This window comes from Brevibacterium litoralis, from assembly GCF_040212315.1.
GTDB classification, from domain to species: domain Bacteria; phylum Actinomycetota; class Actinomycetes; order Actinomycetales; family Brevibacteriaceae; genus Brevibacterium; species Brevibacterium litoralis.
In genome coordinates, this window is record NZ_JBDIUY010000026.1 from 19,772 (window position 1) to 39,610 (window position 19,839).

Annotated in this window: 15 protein-coding genes; 12 read left to right on the plus strand and 3 right to left on the minus strand. The window is 69.7% G+C overall.

From position 1 onward, the window contains the following. Nucleotides 1-107 precede the first annotated feature (107 nt). From ftsZ to nrdR, 10 genes are all read left to right on the plus strand, one after another. Nucleotides 108-1,334 carry a cell division protein FtsZ gene (gene ftsZ / locus AAD496_RS09485; protein ID WP_349828444.1) on the plus strand — a complete coding sequence of 409 codons (1,227 nt, stop codon included), beginning with the start codon at nt 108-110 and terminating at the stop codon, nt 1,332-1,334. Between the two features lie 16 nt (nt 1,335-1,350). After that, nucleotides 1,351-2,109 carry a peptidoglycan editing factor PgeF gene (gene pgeF, locus AAD496_RS09490; protein ID WP_349828446.1) on the plus strand — a complete coding sequence of 253 codons (759 nt, stop codon included), beginning with the start codon at nt 1,351-1,353 and terminating at the stop codon, nt 2,107-2,109. A gap of 118 nt (nt 2,110-2,227) precedes the next feature. Further along, nucleotides 2,228-2,725, plus strand: a complete 498-nt coding sequence (locus tag AAD496_RS09495; protein ID WP_349828448.1) for a cell division protein SepF — start codon at nt 2,228-2,230, stop codon at nt 2,723-2,725. Between the two features lie 131 nt (nt 2,726-2,856). Then, nucleotides 2,857-3,156, plus strand: coding sequence for a YggT family protein (locus AAD496_RS09500; protein WP_349828449.1), 300 nt, complete (start codon nt 2,857-2,859; stop codon nt 3,154-3,156). A 189-nt stretch (nt 3,157-3,345) separates the two neighbouring features. Continuing rightward, complete coding sequence (locus AAD496_RS09505; RefSeq protein ID WP_349828450.1) at nt 3,346-4,185, plus strand: DivIVA domain-containing protein; 840 nt, start codon at nt 3,346-3,348, stop codon at nt 4,183-4,185. A gap of 165 nt (nt 4,186-4,350) precedes the next feature. Then, nucleotides 4,351-4,938 (plus strand): signal peptidase II, encoded by a 588-nt coding sequence (locus AAD496_RS09510; RefSeq protein ID WP_349828451.1) that lies wholly within the window; start codon nt 4,351-4,353, stop codon nt 4,936-4,938. After that, complete coding sequence (locus AAD496_RS09515; protein WP_349828452.1) at nt 4,935-5,864, plus strand: RluA family pseudouridine synthase; 930 nt, start codon at nt 4,935-4,937, stop codon at nt 5,862-5,864. Before AAD496_RS09510 ends, AAD496_RS09515 begins: the two co-directional genes overlap by 4 nt. Before the next feature lie 132 nt (nt 5,865-5,996). Further along, a complete protein-coding gene (gene dnaE, locus AAD496_RS09520) occupies nt 5,997-9,533 on the plus strand; it encodes a DNA polymerase III subunit alpha (RefSeq protein ID WP_433913754.1) in 3,537 nt (1,178 codons plus the stop codon). Between the two features lie 330 nt (nt 9,534-9,863). Then, nucleotides 9,864-11,174 carry a histidinol dehydrogenase gene (hisD, locus tag AAD496_RS09525; protein WP_349828584.1) on the plus strand — a complete coding sequence of 437 codons (1,311 nt, stop codon included), beginning with the start codon at nt 9,864-9,866 and terminating at the stop codon, nt 11,172-11,174. A gap of 1 nt (nt 11,175) precedes the next feature. After that, on the plus strand, nt 11,176-11,658 hold the full coding sequence (gene nrdR / locus AAD496_RS09530) for a transcriptional regulator NrdR (protein WP_349828454.1): 483 nt from the start codon (nt 11,176-11,178) through the stop codon (nt 11,656-11,658). 468 nt (nt 11,659-12,126) lie between these two features. Here nrdR and AAD496_RS09535 read toward each other — a convergent pair whose 3' ends face one another. Beyond that, entirely contained in the window at nt 12,127-14,391 is a 2,265-nt protein-coding gene (locus tag AAD496_RS09535) for a HelD family protein (RefSeq protein ID WP_349828455.1), read from the minus strand. Between the two features lie 347 nt (nt 14,392-14,738). Between AAD496_RS09535 and AAD496_RS09540 the strand changes: the two genes are divergently transcribed. Continuing rightward, complete coding sequence (locus AAD496_RS09540) at nt 14,739-16,196, plus strand: DUF4192 family protein (RefSeq protein WP_349828456.1); 1,458 nt, start codon at nt 14,739-14,741, stop codon at nt 16,194-16,196. Between the two features lie 159 nt (nt 16,197-16,355). Beyond that, nucleotides 16,356-17,882: an RNA polymerase sigma factor gene (locus tag AAD496_RS09545; RefSeq protein ID WP_433913752.1), complete on the plus strand. Its 1,527-nt coding sequence runs from the start codon at nt 16,356-16,358 to the stop codon at nt 17,880-17,882. Nucleotides 17,883-17,946: 64 nt separating this feature from the next. Here the strand turns inward: AAD496_RS09545 and AAD496_RS09550 are convergent, their stop codons facing one another. Further along, a complete protein-coding gene (locus AAD496_RS09550; RefSeq protein ID WP_349828458.1) occupies nt 17,947-18,708 on the minus strand; it encodes a VOC family protein in 762 nt (253 codons plus the stop codon). Nucleotides 18,709-18,759: 51 nt separating this feature from the next. Further along, complete coding sequence (locus AAD496_RS09555) at nt 18,760-19,731, minus strand: N-acetylmuramoyl-L-alanine amidase (protein WP_349828459.1); 972 nt, start codon at nt 19,729-19,731, stop codon at nt 18,760-18,762. Between the last annotated feature and the right edge of the window lie 108 nt (nt 19,732-19,839).

A 19,839-nucleotide genomic window follows, 5' to 3' on the forward strand; every position in this document is an offset into this window, starting at 1 on the left:
AGAGTGGGAGCACGCAAGACACACCTCCCGTGTCCCGGACCTGCCTCGGCATCAGAAGTCGACTGACTCGGACGATCACGGGCCGACGCGCCGAAAGAGGAACCGACTTGGCTGAATTCCCACAATCCGGAGCTGACATCAAGGTCGTCGGCACTGGTGGCGGCGGTGTCAACGCCGTCCAGCGGATGATCGACGCCGGACTGCGGGGCGTCGAGTTCATCGCCATCAACACCGACGCACAGGCCCTCCTCCTCTCGGAGGCGGACCTCAAGCTGGAGATCGGCCGCGAGCTGACCCGTGGCCTCGGCGCCGGCGCCGACCCGGAGATCGGGCGCAAGGCGGCCGAGGACTCCGAGGAGTCCATCCAGGAGGCACTCGAGGGCGCCGACATGGTGTTCGTGACGTGTGGTGAGGGCGGCGGCACCGGTACCGGTGCGGCTCCCGTCGTCGCCCGGATCGCACGCTCCCTCGGTGCGCTCACCATCGGTGTCGTGACCCGTCCCTTCACCTTCGAGGGTCGCCGTCGCTCGCAGCAGGCGGAGAACGGTATCGCGACCCTGCGCGACGAGGTCGACACCCTCATCGTCATCCCGAACGACCGCCTGCTGTCGATCTCGGACCGCAACGTGTCCGTCATCGAGGCCTTCCAGTCCGCGGACGAGGTGCTCCGCTCCGGTGTCCAGGGCATCACGGACCTCATCTCGACCCCGGGCATGATCAACCTCGACTTCGCCGACGTGAAGTCGGTGATGAAGGACGCCGGGACGGCCCTCATGGGCATCGGCTCGGCGGTCGGGGACGACCGCGCGGTCCAGGCCGCGGAGGCCGCGATCGCCTCGCCTCTCCTGGAGGCGAGCATCGAGGGTGCACACGGTGTGCTGCTCTCCATCCAGGGCGGTTCCGATCTCGGCCTGTTCGAGATCAACGAGGCCGCACGCCTGGTGCAGGAGGCCGCCCACCCCGAGGCGAACATCATCTTCGGTACGGTCATCGACGACAACCTGGGCGACGAGTGCCGGATCACGGTCATCGCGGCCGGTTTCGACGGCAATGCCGGTCCCGACGGTGGCAAGGACGCGACGATCACCGCGCCCACCACCGTGAAGTCGACCGCCAAGCCGGCCGCCGGTCCGGCCACCCGGACCCCGGCGGAGCCGGCCCCGGCCGCCGGCACCTCGCGCCCCGCCGAGGACCGCCCGGCCGCCGCACCTGCGGCACATCCTGCCGCGTCCACGGAGGAGAAGGCGCCCGAGGTGCCCTCCGCCCTGCCCGAGGAGAAGTCGAACGGTCGCTTCGAGCCGGCCGACATCGACATCCCCGAGTTCCTGCGCTGAGGACGAGGAGTACCCCGTGCTCCACGACCGCCTCGTCGTTCCCGGGTCGCGTGCCACCGTGCACATGGCCGTGACGGACCGACGAGGCGGTTTCTCGCAGGCCCCCTACGACTCCTTCGACCTCGCCCGCCACGTCGGCGACGACGACCACGCGGTCGAGGCGAACCGGTCGCTGCTCGCCACCGTCGTGGGGCTCGACCCCGAGCAGGTCTCGTGGGTCTCCCAGGTCCACGGTGACGCCGTCCACGTGACCGGTTCCGGGACGCTCTCCGGGTCCGTGGTCGAGGCCGATGCGCAGATCACGACGGAGGCCGACCTGGGCCTGGCGATCCTCGTCGCCGACTGTACCCCGGTGCTGCTGGCCGATCCGGAGGCCGGGGTCATCGGTGCGGTCCACGCGGGACGTCCCGGGATGGCCGCCGGGGTCGTCACCCGCTGTGTCGAGGCGATGGTCGCGGCCGGGGCCAGGGACCTCACCGCCTTCGTCGGCCCCTCCGTCTGCCCCCGCTGCTACGAGGTGCCCGCCGCGATGCGGGCCGAGGTCGCGGCCGTCGAACCCGTGTCGGCGGCGGTCTCCGCCACCGGCACCCCCGCCCTCGACGTGGCCGCCGGGGTGGTCGAACAGCTCTCCCGGGCCGGGGTGCACGTGGCCCGGTGGAGCCGTGACTGCACCGTCGAGACACCCGCGCTCTTCTCGCACCGCCGGGACGGGCGGGACGGTGGGCGGACCGGACGGTTCGCCGGACTCGTGTGGATGACCCGCGAGGGTGGGTGAGGAGCCGCTGCCCGGGTGGGACGGACGGCAAGGCGGCGACACGCCCAGTGACGTGCGGCCGGTGGTGGACATCCGCCGGTAGATTCCTGGGCAAGGACAACAGACCGGAGGATCTGCCATGGGCGCCATGAAGAAACTGGGAACCTACCTGGGATTCGTGGAGGAGGACGAGGAGTACCTCGAGCCGACCCGCGACCGACACGCACGCGTCGAGACCGACCACGTCGAGGACCTCGAGGACGAGGTCGACGACGACACCACCGTCGAGGAGCCTGCCGCCGTGACCCCCATCCGCTCGTCAGTCCGCCCGGTCGAGACGGCGCCCGCGGCGTCGATGAACCGGATCCGGACCATCCACCCGCGCAGCTACAACGACGCGAAGGCGATCGGCACCGCGTTCCGTGACGGTGTGCCGGTCATCATGAACCTCACCGCCATGGACGAGGCGAACTCCAAGCGCCTGGTCGACTTCTCTGCCGGCCTCATCTTCGGCCTGCGCGGGTCGATCGAGAAGGTGACGAACAACGTCTTCCTCCTCACCCCCGAGAACGTCGAGGTCTCCGGCGAGGAGGAGACCGGCGCGAGCACCCAGGCGAGCTTCTTCAACCAGAGCTGACGCACGCGCGCGTTCACGCGATCCTCAGGACGGCGGGCTACCCTGGTGGCCCGCCGTCCGACGTGTGTGCACGACGGACGGCACACCGTACGACCGAACCCCACCGCCCACAGAAATGAGACGATGACTCCATGAGCCTCGTGTTCTACCTCATCGCCCTGCTGCTCCGCCTCTACGTCTGGGTCCTGCTCGCCCGGGTGGTGATCGACCTCATCCAGGTGTTCGCCCGGGACTGGCGGCCCAAGGGATTCGTGCTCGTCCTCAGCGAGATCGTCTACACCCTCACGGATCCGCCGGTGAAGCTGGTGCGTCGGTTCATCCCGCCCCTGCGCCTGGGTGGGATCGCGCTGGACCTCGGCTTCATCCTGGTGTTCCTGGCCGTCCAGATCCTGTCGATGGTCGCCATGCAGATGTCCGTGTCCTTCGCTTGAGCGGTCCGGGAGCACCGCCACGGCGGCACCCCCGGACCGCTCACCGAATGGGTGAAATCCCACGTGGATACACGCGAGCGACAAGTTCCGTTCCCGTGTTGTAATGTGTCCGTGACGATCGGCGTGCCACGTCAGGTGGGGTGTCGGTCATTCGTACACGAAGTTGCACAGTCGACCTAAGGTGGCCTCATGGCGCTCACGCCTGATGATGTAGTCAACAAGCGGTTCCAGCACGTCAAGTTCCGCGACGGATACGACCAGGACGAGGTCGACGACTTCCTCGACGAGGTCGTCCTCGAATTGCGCCGCCTGACGGACGAGAACGACGACCTCCGCACCAAGCTGTCGACCGCCGAGAAGCGCGTGGCCGAGCTGGAGGCCGGTGCACCGGCCGCCGCTGCCAAGACCCCCGAGGCACCGAAGGCGGCCGCACCCGCAGCTGCCCCGGCCGAGGACCCTGCCGCCACCCAGGCGATGCCGGGGGCCAAGGACACCCCGGCCCCGGCGACCAAGGCTGAGACCCCGGCCCCGGAGGACAAGGCCGAGAACCCGGCCGCCGAGAAGAAGACGGAGGCTCCGGCCCCGGCCCAGGCTCCCGCCGCCACCCCCGCCTCGAGCGCCGCTCCCGCTGCTGCCGCCGCGGGTGCGGGTGCTGCTGCCGGTGCCGCCGTCGGTGGTGGCGACGCGCACGGCCTCATCGCGCTGGCCCAGCGCGTCCACGACGAGCACGTCGCCGAGGGTGAGGCCACCCGCGACAAGCTCATCTCCGAGGCCGAGTCGAAGGCGAAGACCCTCGTGTCCGAGGCCGAGACCAAGGCCAAGGACCTGGTGGGTGCCGCCGAGAAGAAGCGCGAGGAGGTGCTCACCACCCTCGAGAACGAGAAGTCCGACCTCGAGTCGAAGATCGGTGGGCTGCAGAACTTCGAGCGCCAGTACCGCACGCGCCTCAAGAGCTACCTCAACGACCAGCTGCGCGACCTGGAGAGCTCCGGTTCCCTGGAGCCGGAGACCCTGGACGAGAAGGCCTGAGACACTCGTCACGGTCGACACGAGGCCCCGTTCCCTCTCCCGAGGGCACGGGGCCTCCGTGCGTCCTCCCCGGTCCGGGCGGGTAGGATCGTGTCCGCCCGTCAGGTCCCCGGACTCCGGGCCCGACCCGAACCCCGACCCCGACCCGAGGAGCGTCTGCGCCCTGTGAGCACCGGATCCACCACCCGACCCGCACGGCGCGGTCGCCTCGTCACGATCCTCGCCGGGATCGCCGTGGCCGTCGTCGCCGTCGACCAGGTGACGAAACAGATCGCCGTCGACCATCTGCAGGGCCGGCCCCGGATCCCCGTGCTCGGGGACCTCGCCGGGTTCACCTTCTACCGGAACCCGGGTGCCGCCTTCGGCATGGGGGAGAACACCACCTGGCTGTTCGCGCTCATCGCGACCGGGGTGTTCGTCGGGATCCTGCTGGCTGCCCGCCGCCTCGGTTCGCGGGGGTGGGCCTGGGGGCTCGGCCTCCTGCTCGGTGGTCTCACGGGCAACCTTCTCGACCGGTTCTTCCGGGCTCCCGGTTTCTTCCACGGACACGTCATCGACTTCCTCGACCTGTACTGGTTCGTGTGCAACGTCGCCGACGTGGCGATCACCGGTGCGGCGGCCGTCATCATCCTGCTGACCTTCCGGGGCGTCGGGCTCGACGGCAGCCGGGACACGGACGGACAGGGACAGGGCGCCTCGGCGGCGGGATCCGGGGCAGGCGAGGAGACACGACAGGAGAGGGGAGACCGATGACCGAACGCAGCTTCTTCGTCCCGGAGGGACTGGAGGGGGAGCGGGTGGACACCGCCCTGGGCCGACTGCTCGGGCTCTCGCGCTCCGCGGCGGCCCAGATCGCGGCCGACGGGGGCGTGCGCGTGGGTGGAGAGGTCGTCGGCAAGTCCGAGCGGCTGCACGCCGGGTCCATGCTCGACGTCGTCATGCCCGAGCAGAAGGACCCCCTGGAGGTCGTGGCCGAGCCCGTCGAGGGGATGACGGTCCTCCACGACGACGAGGCGATCGTCGTCGTCGACAAACCGGTGGGCGTGGCCGCCCACCCGGCCGCCGGGTGGAAGGGTCCGACGGTGATCGGCGGACTCGCCGGGGCCGGGTACTCGATCGCCACCTCGGGTGCACCCGAGCGGCAGGGGATCGTCCACCGTCTCGACGTCGGGACCTCGGGCGTCATGGTCGTCGCGAAGGGCGAACACGCCTACAGCGTGCTCAAGCGCGCCTTCAAGCAGCGCACGGTGGAGAAGACCTACCATGCCCTCGTTCAGGGCCTGCCCGACCCGATTGTCGGCACGATCGAGGCGCCGATCGGGCGCAATCCTCGGCGCGACGGGCTGTACGCGGTCCGGCAGGACGGCAAGCACGCGGTCACCCACTACGAGGTGCTCGAGGTGTACAAGTCCGCGACCCTCGTCGAGGTCCACCTGGAGACCGGGCGGACCCACCAGATCCGGGTCCACATGTCCGCGACCAAGCACCCCTGCTGCGGCGACCTGCCCTACGGCGCGGACCCGGTGCTCGCCGAGAAACTGGGGCTCACCCGCCAGTGGCTGCACGCGGTGAAGCTCGGCTTCACGCACCCGAGCACGGGAGAGTGGGTCGAGTTCGAGTCGGACTACCCCGACGACCTCGCCACGGCGCTCGAACGCGTCGCCGCCGCGCAGTGGTGAATGACTGCGGCGGTGGACGACCGCGGTGGTGAGAGACTGGGGGCCGGTGAACACGTAGGACCGAGAGGAAGGGACCCGAGGGTGACCGCGACGAAGGACTTCACACACCTGCACGTCCACACCGAGTACTCGATGCTCGACGGGGCCGCCCGCCTGGGCGACCTGTTCTCGGCGGCCGGCGAGATGGGCATGAGTTCCATCGCGATGACCGACCACGGGTACCTGTTCGGCGCCTTCGACTTCTGGAAGCAGGCGACGGGCGCCGGTATCAAACCGATCATCGGCCTCGAGGCGTACATCACCCCGGGCACGCACCGCACCGACAAGTCGCGTGTGAAGTGGCGGACGGACGAGAGCCAGAAGGGTGACGACGTCTCCGGTGGTGGCGCGTACACTCACATGACGCTGCTCGCGAAGAACAACACGGGCATGCACAACCTGTTCAAGGCCGCCTCGATCGCCTCGCTCGACAGCGTGTTCAGCAAGTGGCCGCGCATCGACCTCGAACTGTTGGAGCAGTACTCCGAGGGCATCATCGCGACGACCGGCTGTCCCTCCGGCGAGGTGCAGGTGCGCCTCCGTCTGGGCCAGTACGAGGAGGCGAAGGCCGCGGCGGCCAAGTACCGCGAGATCTTCGGCGCGGAGAACTACTACCTCGAGCTCATGGACCACGGGCTGTCCATCGAGAAGCGGGTGACGAACGACCTGTTGCGTCTGGGCAAGGAGCTCGACCTGCCGCTGGTCGCGACGAACGACCTCCACTACACGCACGAGTCCGATGCCAAGGCGCACGAGGCGCTGCTGGCCATCCAGTCCGGTTCGAAGCTCATCGAACCGACCTACGACCAGGGCGGCAGCCGCTTCGCGTTCAGCGGTAGCGGCTACTACCTGAAGTCGGGTGCGGAGATGCGCAGCCTCTTCGCGGAGATACCCGAGGCCTGCGACAACACGCTCGAGATCGCCGAGAAGTGTGAGGTCTCGTTCAACACCGACGCGAACTACATGCCCAAGTTCCCGTGTCCGCCCGGGCACGACGAGACCTCCTGGCTCATCGAGGAGGTCGCGAACGGGCTCAAGTACCGCTACCCGGACGGGGTGCCGCCGAGCGCGCGGGAGCGGGCCGACTACGAGCTCGACATCATCATCCAGATGGGCTTCCCGGGCTACTTCCTCGTCGTCGCCGACTTCATCAACTGGTCGAAGGACAACGGGATCCGCGTGGGACCGGGGCGGGGTTCCGGTGCCGGTTCGATGGTCGCCTACGCGATGCGGATCACCGACCTCGACCCGATCCAGCACGGGCTCATCTTCGAGCGCTTCCTCAACCCGGAGCGCGTGTCCATGCCCGACTTCGACGTCGACTTCGACGACCGCCGCCGCGGCGAGGTCATCGACTACGTGACGGAGAAGTACGGAGCGGACTACTGCGCCCAGATCGTCACCTTCGGCACGATCAAGACGAAGCAGGCGCTCAAGGACTCCGCGCGCGTGCTCGGCAAGCCCTTCTCCCTCGGTGAACGCCTCACGAAGGCGCTGCCGCCGGCGGAGGGTGCCAAGGACATCCCGCTGGCGAACATCGAGGACCCGCAGGCCAAGCGGTACAACGAGGCCGGTGAGTTCCGGGAGCTGCTGGCCACCGAGACCGAGGCGCGCGAGACCTTCGATACCGCGCTGGGTCTCGAGGGACTGAAGCGTCAATGGGGTGTGCACGCGGCCGGCGTTATCATGTCCTCGGAGAAGATCGAGGACGTCATCCCGATCATGCGCCGGTTCCAGGACGGCCAGGTCATCACCCAGTTCGAGTACCCCATCTGTGAGGACCTGGGCCTCATCAAGATGGACTTCCTGGGTCTGCGCAACCTCACGATCGTCTCCGACGCCCTGGAGAACATCCAGCAGAACCGGGGGGAGACCCTCGATCTCGAGCGTCTGCCCCTGGAGGACGAGGCGACCTACGAACTCCTGTCGCGCGGTGACACGATCGGGGTGTTCCAGCTCGACGGCGGCGGCCTGCAGAGCCTGTTGCGGCTCATGAAGCCGGACAACTTCGAGGACATCTCCGCGACCCTGGCCCTGTACCGTCCGGGCCCCATGGGTGCGGAATCGCACACCAACTACGCGCTGCGCAAGAACGGGCAGCAGCCGGTCACCCCCATCCACCCGGAGCTCGAGGAACCGCTCAAGGACATCCTCGACGAGACCTACGGCCTCATCATCTACCAGGAGCAGGTGATGGCGATCGCCCGGAAGGTCGCCGGGTACTCGCTCGGCCAGGCCGACATCCTCCGGCGCGTGATGGGCAAGAAGAAGAAGGCCGAGCTCGACAAGCAGCAGGTCGGCTTCTTCGAGGGGATGAAGGAACGCGGCTACTCCGAGTCCGCGGCCCAGGCGCTGTGGGACATCCTCCTGCCCTTCTCCGAGTACGCCTTCAACAAGGCCCACTCGGCGGCCTACGGTGTCGTCTCCTTCTGGACGGCCTACCTCAAGCGGCACTACCCGGCCGAGTACATGGCGGCCCTGCTCACCTCGGTCGGCCAGAACCGCGACAAGCTCGCCATGTACCTCAACCAGTGCCGGCACATGGGCATCTCCGTCCTGCCGCCCGACGTCAACACCTCGGCCCAGACCTTCACCCCGGTCGGGGAGGACATCCGCTTCGGGATGGGCGCGGTCCGCAACGTCGGGGCGAACGTCGTCGCCGGCATCGTCGAGGCGCGGGAGGAGAAGGGGGACTTCACGTCCTTCAACGACTTCCTCGGCAAGGTGCCGAGCCAGGTGTGCAACAAGCGCACCATCGAGTCGCTCATCAAGGCCGGTGCCTTCGACGAACTGGGGGAGAACCGCCGCTCCCTCGTCGAGGTCCACGAGGAGGCCGTCGACGCGGTCGTCGGTGTGAAACGGCAGGAGGCCGCCGGGCAGTTCGACCTGTTCGCGGGTCTGGGTGGTGGCGAGGACGACGAACCGGCCTTCCACATCCAGATCCCGGACCGTCCGGAATGGGAGAAGAAGGAGAAGCTCGCGTTCGAGCGCGACATGCTCGGCCTCTACGTCTCCGACCACCCGCTCAACGGGTTGGAGGGCGTGATCCAGAACGAGGCGGAGGCGTCGATCGCCTCGGTCATCGACCCGGAGAGCCCGCGGCCCGACGGCTCCCAGGTGAAGATCTGCGGGCTCATCACCCAGGTGACCCGCAAGGTCTCGAAGAACTCGGGCAAGCCCTATGCGATCGTCGCGATGGAGGACTTCGACGCCGGCATCGAGGTGATGTTCTTCGGGGACGTGTACGAACCGGTCGCCTCCCTCCTGCAGCCGGACCTCGTCGTCACCGTGACGGGGCGGATCCGCAAGTCGGAGGACCGCGGGACGTCGATGATGGCCCAGTCGATGACGATCCCCGACGTCACCGACCCGGAGGACCGCCCCCTCAACCTCACGGTCCCGATGGAACGGTGCACCCCGGAACTCGCCGAGAAGCTCAAGTCCGTCCTGCAGGCGAACTCCGGACAGGCCGACGTGATCCTCGAACTCACCCGACCCGGGAAGACCACCGTCATGCGACTCGACCGGACACTGCGGGTCTCCCCGGGTCCGAACCTGTTCGGTGACCTCAAGGGACTGCTCGGTCCCCGCTGCCTGGTCCCCAGCGGGGGACAGAACCCCTTCGCCTGAGGTGGGGTGGGACTGTCCGCGGCGCGGACCCGGAACTGACCGACTCGGGCGGGGCAACTCCTCCGGTGGGTGGCGAGGTCCGCGGCGCGGACCCCGCGCTGACCATCTCGGGCGGGAAGACTCCGCAACTGTAGGGCTGTCCGCGGCGCGGACCCGGAACTGACTGACTCGGGCGGGGCAACTCCTCCGGTGGGTGGCGAGGTCCGCGGCGCGGACCCCGCGCTGACCATCTCGGGCGGGAAGACTCCTCAACCATAGGGCTGTCCGCGGCGCGGACCCCGCGCTGACCATCTCGGGCGGGAAGACTAGACTGTCGGGGTGACCGAAACGATGATGAACCTGCTCGACCTGCGGGGGACGCCCCTGGACCGCCGGACCCTGCGCAGCAAGATGCCGCGGGCCTCGGTGGACATCTCCGACGCGGTCGCCGCGGTCGCGCCGATGATCCAGGACATCCGGGAGCGCGGCCGGGCCGCGGTCCTGGAGTACACCGACCGGTTCGACCGTGTGCGGGTCGAGAACCTGCGGGTGCCCCAGCACGCACTCGATTCCGCACTGGAGGAACTCGACCCGACGATCCGGGCGGCCCTCGAGGAGACGATCCGGCGGGCCCGGACCGTCGCCGCGGCCGACGTCCGCCGGACCGTCACGACCGAGTTCGTCGGTGGCGGCACCGTGAGCACCCGGTGGCTGCCGGTCGAGCGTGTGGGCCTCTACGTGCCCGGCGGGCTGGCGGTCTACCCGTCGACCGTCGTGATGAACGTCGTCCCTGCGCAGGAGGCGGGTGTGCGGTCCCTGGCGATCGCCTCGCCCCCGCAGTCGAACGGTCTGCCGCACCCCACGGTCCTCGCGGCCGCCGCGATGCTCGGTGTCGAGGAGGTGTGGGCGATGGGCGGTTCGCAGGCGATCGCGGCCTTCGCCTACGGATTCGACGACGGGGAGACCCTCGAACCGGTCGACCTCATCACGGGTCCCGGCAACGCCTATGTCGCGGCGACGAAGGCGACGGTGCGGTCCGTCGTCGGGATCGATTCGGTGGCCGGGCCCACCGAGATCATCGTCCTCGCGGACGACAGCGCCGATCCGCGCTATGTCGCCGCGGACCTCATCAGCCAGGCCGAGCACGACCCGCTGGCGGCCTCCGTGCTCGTCACCGCCTCCGAGGAGCTCGCGGCGGCCGTCCGCCGGGAGCTCGTCGCACAGGCCGAGGTGACCGAGCACCGGACGCGGGTGCACAAGGCCCTGTCCGGTGGGCAGTCGGGGATCGTCCTGGTCGACGACCTCGACGCCGGGGTCGCGGTGCTCAACGCCTACGCGGGCGAGCACGTGCAGCTCATGGTCGCCGACCCCCACGCGATCGTCGACCGGGTCGTCAACGGCGGCACCGTGTTCGTCGGTGACCACTCACCGGTGGCCCTCGGGGACTACTGCTCCGGGTCGAATCACGTGCTGCCGACCCTCGGGACCGCGGCACACTCCTCGGCCCTCGGTGTCCAGTCCTTCCTCAAGGGCAGCCAAGTCGTCGACTACCCGCGGGCGGCGCTCGCCGAGGTGGCCGAGCACGTCGTCGCGCTCGCGCGGGAGGAGGACCTCCCGGCCCACGGGTCGGCCGTCGCCCTGCGGTTCACGGGAGAGGCCTGACATGCATTGCCCCTTCTGCCGTCACGCTGATTCCCGGGTCGTCGACTCCCGGACCGCCGAGGACGGCTCGTCCATCCGACGGCGCCGACAGTGCCCCGACTGCGGTCGCCGCTTCACCACGATGGAGGCGACGAGCCTCACGGTGATCAAGCGCTCCGGTGTGTCCGAGGAGTTCTCCCGGCAGAAGGTCGTCGGAGGGGTGCGCAAGGCGTGCCAGGGACGACCGGTCGGGGAGGACGAACTGGCCAAACTCGCGCAGACCGTCGAGGAGAAGATCCGCTCCCGCGGGATCGCGGAGATCGACGCCGACGAGATCGGCCTGGCCATCCTCGAACCCCTGCGGGAACTCGACCACGTGGCCTACCTGCGGTTCGCGAGTGTCTACCAGAGTTTCGACTCGCTCGAGGACTTCGAAGCGGCGATCGCCTCCCTGCGCGCCGACCTCGCCGCCGGTCGGGCCCCGGCCGCCGGCACCGTGGACTGACGCCCGGGCCCCGGTGGTCCTGCACCCGCCTCACCAGGCGACACGCCCGGGATGCGTCTGGATCCCGGGATTTTCTTTCGGTTCCTGATAGCCAGATGTGTTCGGGCTGAAAAACATGTAGAGTACGGATCAGCCGCGGGCATCGGAGGGGAAGCTGATGCCCGCGGCCCTTTTCGTCGCCGGCGGTTCCGGCCGGCTGAATCGCTTTGGCCCCGTGAGATGAGAATCTCACGGGGCCAAAGCGATTCAGCCGGCCGGAACCGTCGGCGACGAAAAGGGCCGCGGGCATCGGCTTCCCCTCCGATGCCCGCGGCCCTTTTCGTCGCCGGCGGTTCCGGCCGGCTGAATCGCTTTGGCCCCGTGAGATGAGAATCTCACGGGGCCAAAGCGATTCACGGGGCCGACATCGGTGGGCGGCCCGTCTTCGCTCTCAGCCGGTGAGGTGCCGGGGGTGGGGCGGCGTGTGACTCAGCCGGCGACGACCGGCGTCGAGGCGAGCACGCTGTCGGCGACCCCGAGCACCCGCAGGCGTGAGGTCGCACGGGTGAGCGACACGTACAGCTCACCGATGCCGCGGGCGGAGCCGGCCGGGGCGATCGCCGCGGGTTCGACGATCACCACACCGTCGAACTCCAGACCCTTGGCCTCGTAGGGGGTGAGCACCGCCACCGTGTGGTCGATGCTCACCGAACCGAGACCGAAGTCCACGTCGATCGAGGCGTCCGAGCCGAGGGCGTGCTCGACGAGTTCCACGTGTTCCGGTGCGGCGATGACGGCCAGTCGTCCACCGCCGAGTGCGGCGAGTTCCTCGCGGACGACGCCGGGCAGGGACCGCGCGAGGGCGGGCATGTCCTCCGGGCGTTCGATGACCGGGTCGTGGTCGCCGTCCCGGACGGAGGCCGGGACCGACAGGGCCGGGAAGTGCGCGGTGAGGAGCGCGTTGGCGATCGCCATGATCCGGCCGGGCGTCCGGTAGGACACCGTGAGTTCCTCGGTCCGGAACCGGTCACCGACATGGGGTTCGAGGACGGAGCCCCAGGTGCGGGCCGTGTCGACCTCGCTGGCCTGTGCGAGGTCCCCGACGAGGGTCGCGGACTTGCTCGGCACCTTGCGGAACAACAGCCGCAGCTGCATGGGGTTGAGTTCCTGGGCCTCGTCGACGACCAGGTGTCCGTAGGTCCACTCACGGTCCTCGGCGGCGCGCTCGCCGACGCTGAGGGCTGGACCGGACTCCTCCCAGCGGCCGGCCAGCGACTCCGCGGTGACGGAGCTGCCGGCGAGCATGCCCTCGACGCCCATCATGTCGAGGACGGACTGGGCGTACTCGACCTCCTCGTCCTCGCGGCGGGCCCGGGTCACCTCGGCCTCGCCGACGAGCTCGGCGATCTCGTCGAGGAGCGGGACGTCCTCGACGGTGACGGGGGAGCCCGCGGGGCGGCGGAGTTCGGCCATCTCCTCGAGGGAGAGCACCTCGTCGGCAGCGGCCACGAGTTTGTGCGGCTTGGAGAACAGTGCGTCGAGCACCCCGGTGGGGGTGAGCGGCAGCCAGGCGAGGTTGACGGCCCGGCGGACGTCGCGGGAGTTCCGCAGCTCGTCGACGAGTTCGGGCATGCGCTCCTCGTCGGCGGCGACGTCCATCTCCTCGGCGAGGACCGGGGCGAGACCGCGGAGCACCGCGTTGACGAAGGTGCTGCGGGCCTTGTTGTGCGGGTCCCCGGTCCGGCGCGCGCGCTCCCGGGCCTTCCGCACGACCTGGCGGGTGAGGACGATCGTGTACTGGCCGACGCGGACCTCCTGGTCCTCGGGCAGGACCCGCTGGTAGCCCCGGACGGCGCGCGCGATCACGCGGACCATGCGGAGGTCACCCTTGACGGCGGCGGTCGCCGGGGCGTCCCGCAGCGTCGTGTCGACACCGGGCAGCAGCTGTCCGGGGGTGAGGAGGACGGTGCCGGTCTCGCCGAGCGAGGGGAGGACCTTCTCGATGTATTTGAGGAAGACGGGCGAGGGCCCCACGAGGAGGACGCCGGACTTCGCGATCTTGCGGCGGTGCTGGTAGAGCAGGTAGGCCGCGCGGTGGAGGGCGACGGCGGTCTTGCCGGTGCCCGGCCCGCCCTGGACGACGAGCACACCGTCGAGCGCCTGGCGGATGATGCGGTCCTGTTCGGACTGGATGGTCGCGACGATGTCACCCATCCGCCCGGTGCGGTGCTCGCCGAGGGCGGCCAGCAGGGCACCCTCACCGTGCAGGGCGTTCCGCTGGGCATCGTCGAGGGCGTCGAGGTCGAGGACGTCGTCCTCGATCCCCGTGACCTTCCGCGCGCGCGTGGCGATGTGCCGACGCAGCACGACCTCACCCGGATGGGCGGCGGTGGCCCGGTAGAACGGTTCAGAGGCCGGCGCCCGCCAGTCCATGAGCAACTGGGTGCGGTCGTCGTCGGAGATACCGATCCGGCCGATGTACGTCGACTCGCCGTGCACGTCGTCGATCCGACCGAAACACAGTCCCTCCTCGGCGTTGTCCAGCCGGATGAGGTCGTCCTCGTACATGGTCGCGAAGGCATCCCTCTCGGACCTGTTCTGGTGGTGCCCGCCCACGCTGCTGCGTCGGACGTCCCCCAGCTTCCCGCGGGTCTCCTCCCGGATCACGTCCAGGCGCCCGTAGACCACGTCCAGGCGGTCCTGTTCGTGGTCGATCTCGCTCTTCTCGCTCACCATCCACCTTTCGATCGGCATTCAATTATGCCGTTCCTCGCGGTGGAAAACCGTGATCCCACGAACGCGTGCAGCGAAAATTCACGTCACGGACACGCCGCGAGGTGTCCGCGGGGGTGTGTGGCCCCGGGGTCCGGGGGTCCGCGGGTCTCGCGGGTGCCGGCCGACGGTGTCCCATCTCACCTGGGACGCAGGCGCCTCCGAGGCGCACGGGACGGCGGATGTCGGGCCGGGTCCGGTACGTGCCCCGACCCGCGGTCACAGACTGACCGCACCCGAGGCGCCCTGCCCTGTGGACCCCGACCCCACGGTCCACAGGTGGATCCGGGGTCTGTCGGTGCCGGTGGCCGTCCGGGAGTGTCGTCGGCATGGACGCACAGGAGAAGAACACCGGGACATCGACGCACACCGACGAGACACAGAAGGGCGGGAACGGACGGCAGGGAGGAGGGACGCCGCACACGCACTGGACGAACCCGGACGCGGACCCCGGGGAGCGGGGGACGCGACACTGGAACTCCGAGGAGCCGCGGGGGTCTTCGCGCCGAGACGTCGACGCACGGCGGGAGGTCCTACGGGTGAGCGGCCCGGCGGACATCGTGGGGATCGTGCCGCACCTGCTCGGCTACCGCCCGGAGGACCGGCTGGTGGCCGTCACCCTGGTCGAGGACGACACCGGCGCCCGGACGGTCGGGGCCATCCTGTCCTGGGAACCCGACCCGCAGTGGATGCCCGGCGTGGGCGCCGACCGTCCGTGGACCCTGGCCGGGACGGCGAGCCGCGCCTCGGCGATCCTCGTGGCGAACGGACGGATGCCGGACTTCGTCATGCTCGCGGCCTTCGGGGAATGCTTCGAGGCGGCTCTCGATCCGGTCGCGCGGACCGTCGACGAGACGGTCTTCGGCCCGGCCGTGGAACCGCTCCTCGACCTCGCCGACGCCCTGGTCGAAGCGGGGGTCGACCTGGCGGACCCGGCGTGGAGCAGCCGGGACCACCTGGGATCTGCCACCGAACCCGGACTCGTCCACCCCGCGGCGGAGGCCGACCGGTCCGCGGCGGCACTCGCACTCGTCCTCACGGGTTCCGCCCCGGAGTCCGACTTCGCCGCCGCGACCCGGTTCGACGCCTCCGGTGACGCCCGCCGTGCCCGGATCGCCGAACTGCGGGAGGGTTCGGGGGAGGAGGACTCCGGAGACGGGGAACGGTCCGACGAGGTCGCGGCCTGGGCGGCGGTCCAGCACGATCTGTGCCTGCTCCACGTCCGGATCGCACTGGACCCGCAGGACGGCGGGGAGGCCGCGGGTCCGGCGGACGATCGTCAGGTGGCACTCCCGAGCCCGGAGGGGGTGCTCGGGTTGGACGTGGTGCTCTCCCACCTGAGTGGACGGGACGCGCTCCAGTGCGTGCTCGGGTTCGACCATCCGGCTCTCGGTCCGGTGGATCTGCGGGCCCTGGAACCGGCGGAATTCCGACTGCGGGCGCTCGCCCTCGCCGCGGACCCGAACGCGGTGGCCGAGATGCCCGGGCTGTCTGCCCGGCGCCCGGACTTCGCCGCGCTCGAGGCGTCCGTGGGCTACCTGCGTCAAGCCGCGGAGTTCGTGCTCCCGGAGGTCCGACCGGCGGTGCTCGGGATGCTCGCCTGGCTGGAGTTCGCCCGGGGACGCAACACCTTCGCCGACGAGGCCGCCGGGCGGGCCCTCGAGCTCGACCCGGAGCACACGATGTCCCGGATCGTGCGCGCGATGGTCGACGCCGGTCGGATGCCCCGGTGGCAGTACGGCCCGGAGGGGATGTGGCCCGGAGAGGACGGGAGGTGCGCCGCCTGAACCCGCAGGGAGGGCAGGGCGACAAACCTGTGAAGCGGATCACGGGATGTGAGGGTTGCGGTGGGGTTCCGAGCGGTGGTAATTCGCGCCGGTCGGAATAACGTGCCAGAATGGCGCGTTGACCCAGTCGTTCCGCACGGGATGTGAATCCCCGCGGGGTTGACTTGGGTCCTCCTTGTGCCCTGGGGCGGTGCGGGACCGGATTCCACGGGAGTCCGGACCGGACCACGAGCGCCGGACGCGGGGGACCGCCGCAAGACTCGTCCGAAAGGTGTACGCGTGCCGACAGCCAAGAAGTCCACGACCACAGACGCAGAGGCGACCGAGGACCGGTCGGCGACCGGTACCGCGGAGTCCGCGACGTCGACCGCGAAGAAGACCACGGCCAAGAAGTCGACGGCCAAGACGTCGACCTCCACCCGGTCGACCGCGACGAAGTCCACGACGTCCAAGTCCGCCGCGTCGAAGAGCGAGGACTCGACCTCGACGGCCAAGAAGACCACCGCGAAGAAGTCGACGGCCAAGAAGTCGACGACGAAGACCGCTGCGGCGTCCAAGGCTCCTGCCAAGAAGGGCGGGCGGCGCAAGAAGTCCGACGACATCGAGGCGGTCATCGCCCCGGAGCCGGAGGAGACGGTCGACGCGAAGGTCCTCGAGCAGCAGGAGGAGGAGAAGCAGAAGGAGCTCGAGAAGAAGGCCGCGGTCGAGGAGAAGGGCGGCTTCGTCGTCTCCGACGTCGACGACGACGCCCCGGCCCAGCAGGTCGTGAGCGCCGGCGCCACCGCGGACCCGGTCAAGGACTACCTCAAGCAGATCGGCAAGGTCGCGCTCCTCAATGCGGCGGAGGAGGTCGACCTCGCCAAGCGCATCGAGGCCGGCATGTACGCCGAGCACCTGCTCAAGGAGGGCAAGGTCACCGACGCACGGGACCAGCGCGACTACAAGTGGATCATCCACGACGGGCGCATCGCCAAGAACCACCTCCTCGAGGCCAACCTGCGCCTCGTCGTGTCCCTGGCCAAGCGCTACACCGGGCGCGGCATGCTCTTCCTCGACCTCATCCAGGAGGGCAACCTGGGCCTCATCCGTGCGGTCGAGAAGTTCGACTACACCAAGGGCTTCAAGTTCTCGACCTACGCGACCTGGTGGATCCGCCAGGCGATCACCCGCGCGATGGCCGACCAGGCCCGCACCATCCGTATCCCGGTGCACATGGTCGAGGTCATCAACAAGCTCGCCCGCGTCCAGCGGCAGATGCTCCAGGACCTCGGTCGCGAACCGCTGCCGGAGGAACTGGCCAAGGAACTCGACATGACGCCCGAGCGCGTCGTCGAGGTGCAGAAGTACGGCCGTGAGCCCATCTCCCTGCACACCCCGCTCGGCGAGGACGGCGACTCCGAGTTCGGTGACCTCATCGAGGACTCCGAGGCCGTCGTCCCGGCCGACTCCGTGAGCTTCACCCTCCTCCAGGAGCAGCTGCACTCCGTCCTCGACACCCTGTCCGAGCGCGAGGCCGGTGTCGTCTCCATGCGGTTCGGCCTCAACGACGGTCAGCCCAAGACCCTCGACGAGATCGGCAAGGTCTACGGCGTCACCCGCGAGCGGATCCGGCAGATCGAGTCGAAGACGATGGCGAAGCTGCGGCATCCGTCGCGCTCGCAGGTGTTGCGCGACTACCTCGAGTGATGTCGCTCGACTGAGACGTGAAGGCCCCGGACTCCACTGGAGTCCGGGGCCTTCGTCGTCGGGCTCAGTTCGGGCGGATGACCGTGAAGGCGGCATTCTGGGCGTCGATGTAGCGGGCGACGGTGCCGTGCAGGGACTCGTGGGCGTCGGCGAGCACCTCGCCGCCCAGCTCCTTCACACGGGCGGTCGTCGCCGCGACGTCGTCGACGCGGATGTAGGACTCCCAGTGGGCCGGGATCGGCAGCTTCGTGTTGTCGAGCAGGCCGCCGACCGGGTGGGCCTCCTTCTCCGGCTCGCGGACACCGCCGAGCTCGTAGGTGGCGTACCGGAAGTCGTCGCTGTCGCCCTCGACCGTGAACTCCCACTCGAAGGCGCGGGAGTAGAAGTCACGGACGGAGAAGTCCTTGGTGTGGAGCTCGAACCACATGGGCGCACCCACGGCACCGAGCGTCGTGAAACCGCGTTCGTCCGGGTACTCGAGGACGCCGAAGGCGGTGCCCGCCGGGTCCGCGACGAGGGCGACACCGGCGGTGCCGTCGAACTCGGGGATCGCCATCATGGCCTGGCCGCCGGCCTCACCGGAGGCCTCGAGGAAGTCGTCGAGGGAGGCGACCCGGAAGTACACCGACCAGAAGGCGGGCTGTCCGGCAGGGGCGTCGGCCGGCTGGGGACTCAGACCCGCCACCCGCTTGCCGTCCTTGAGGGCGGTCACACCGAAGCCCATGGGGCCCGGCTCCTCGAACTCCCAGCCGAAGAGCGAGCCGTAGAACGCACGCGCGGCGGCGACGTCCGGGGAGCTCAGCTCGATCCAGCACGGGTGATTCATGGGGGGTGTGAACACAGGGGTCCTGACTCTCGACTGCAGTACCCGCACAGTCTAGGGGTCCGTCGACGCGGCGGCGTACTCCACGATCCCGTCGAAGAGGGCCTGCGCATAGGCGGCACGGCCCTCCTCCGACTCCATCCGGGCGGCGTCCTCGGCGTTGCGCATCTCACCGCACTCGACCATGACGGCCGGGACCGAGGCGTGTGCCAGCCCCGCGATGTCCGCCCGCTCGACGATCCCGTCCTCCCCGTAGGCGGGGTTCGGGTCGAGGTCGTGCGCGACGAAGGCGGCGGCGACCTCCTCACCGAGCGCACGGGCGGACTCCGCGAGCGCCTCGGCGTCGTCGTGGCGGTCGTTCGCTTCCGGCACGATCACGTGGAAGCCCTGTGCGGACGAATCCTCGGTCCCGTTGGCGTGGATGCTCACCATGAGGTCCGCCTCGTCGGCGAAGGCGCCGCGCTCGTCGACGCACGGGCCCACACCCTCGTCGTCCTTCCGACTGAGGACCACCTCGGCGCCGGAGCGTTCCAGTAGATCCTGCAGCTCCTGGGAGACCTCCCAGTTGAAGGTGTGCTCGGCGTAGTCGGAGGCGGTCGCCGTGCCGGTCGTGTTGCAGGCCTTGGTGCCCCCGCGGCCGTCGTCCACCGGCGCGTTGATCTCCGACGGGGCACCGGAGTTCCCGCCGTTGTGGCCGGGGTCGAGGGCGACGACGAGCCCCTCGAGTGCGGTCGTGTCCTCCGGGTCCGCCGCGGCCGAGGCGCCCTCTCCTCCTGTGCCCTCCGTCGGGTCGGTGCCCGTACCGTCGCCCGCGGACGGGACGGGGGTGGGCGTGGGGGAGTCCGGTGAGCTGCCGGGTTCCGCCGCGACGACACCGCAGCCGGTGAGGAGGAGTGCCGGGAGGAAGACGGCCGGGAGTACCCGGGCCCGGGGAGACCGGGGCGGGAGGGCGCCTCGGCAGCGGGCGGAGGTACTGGCGCGGGATCCGGCGGTCCAGGAAGGCGGGGGCGCTGTGCGACTCGTCACGCAGGCAAGTATGCCGGAGACGGATGTGTGGGCCGTGGGACCCCGCTGGTCGGCGTGGGAGAGATGTGTGTCCGAGGGGTTTTCGTACACTTGTCCGAGTCATCCGGC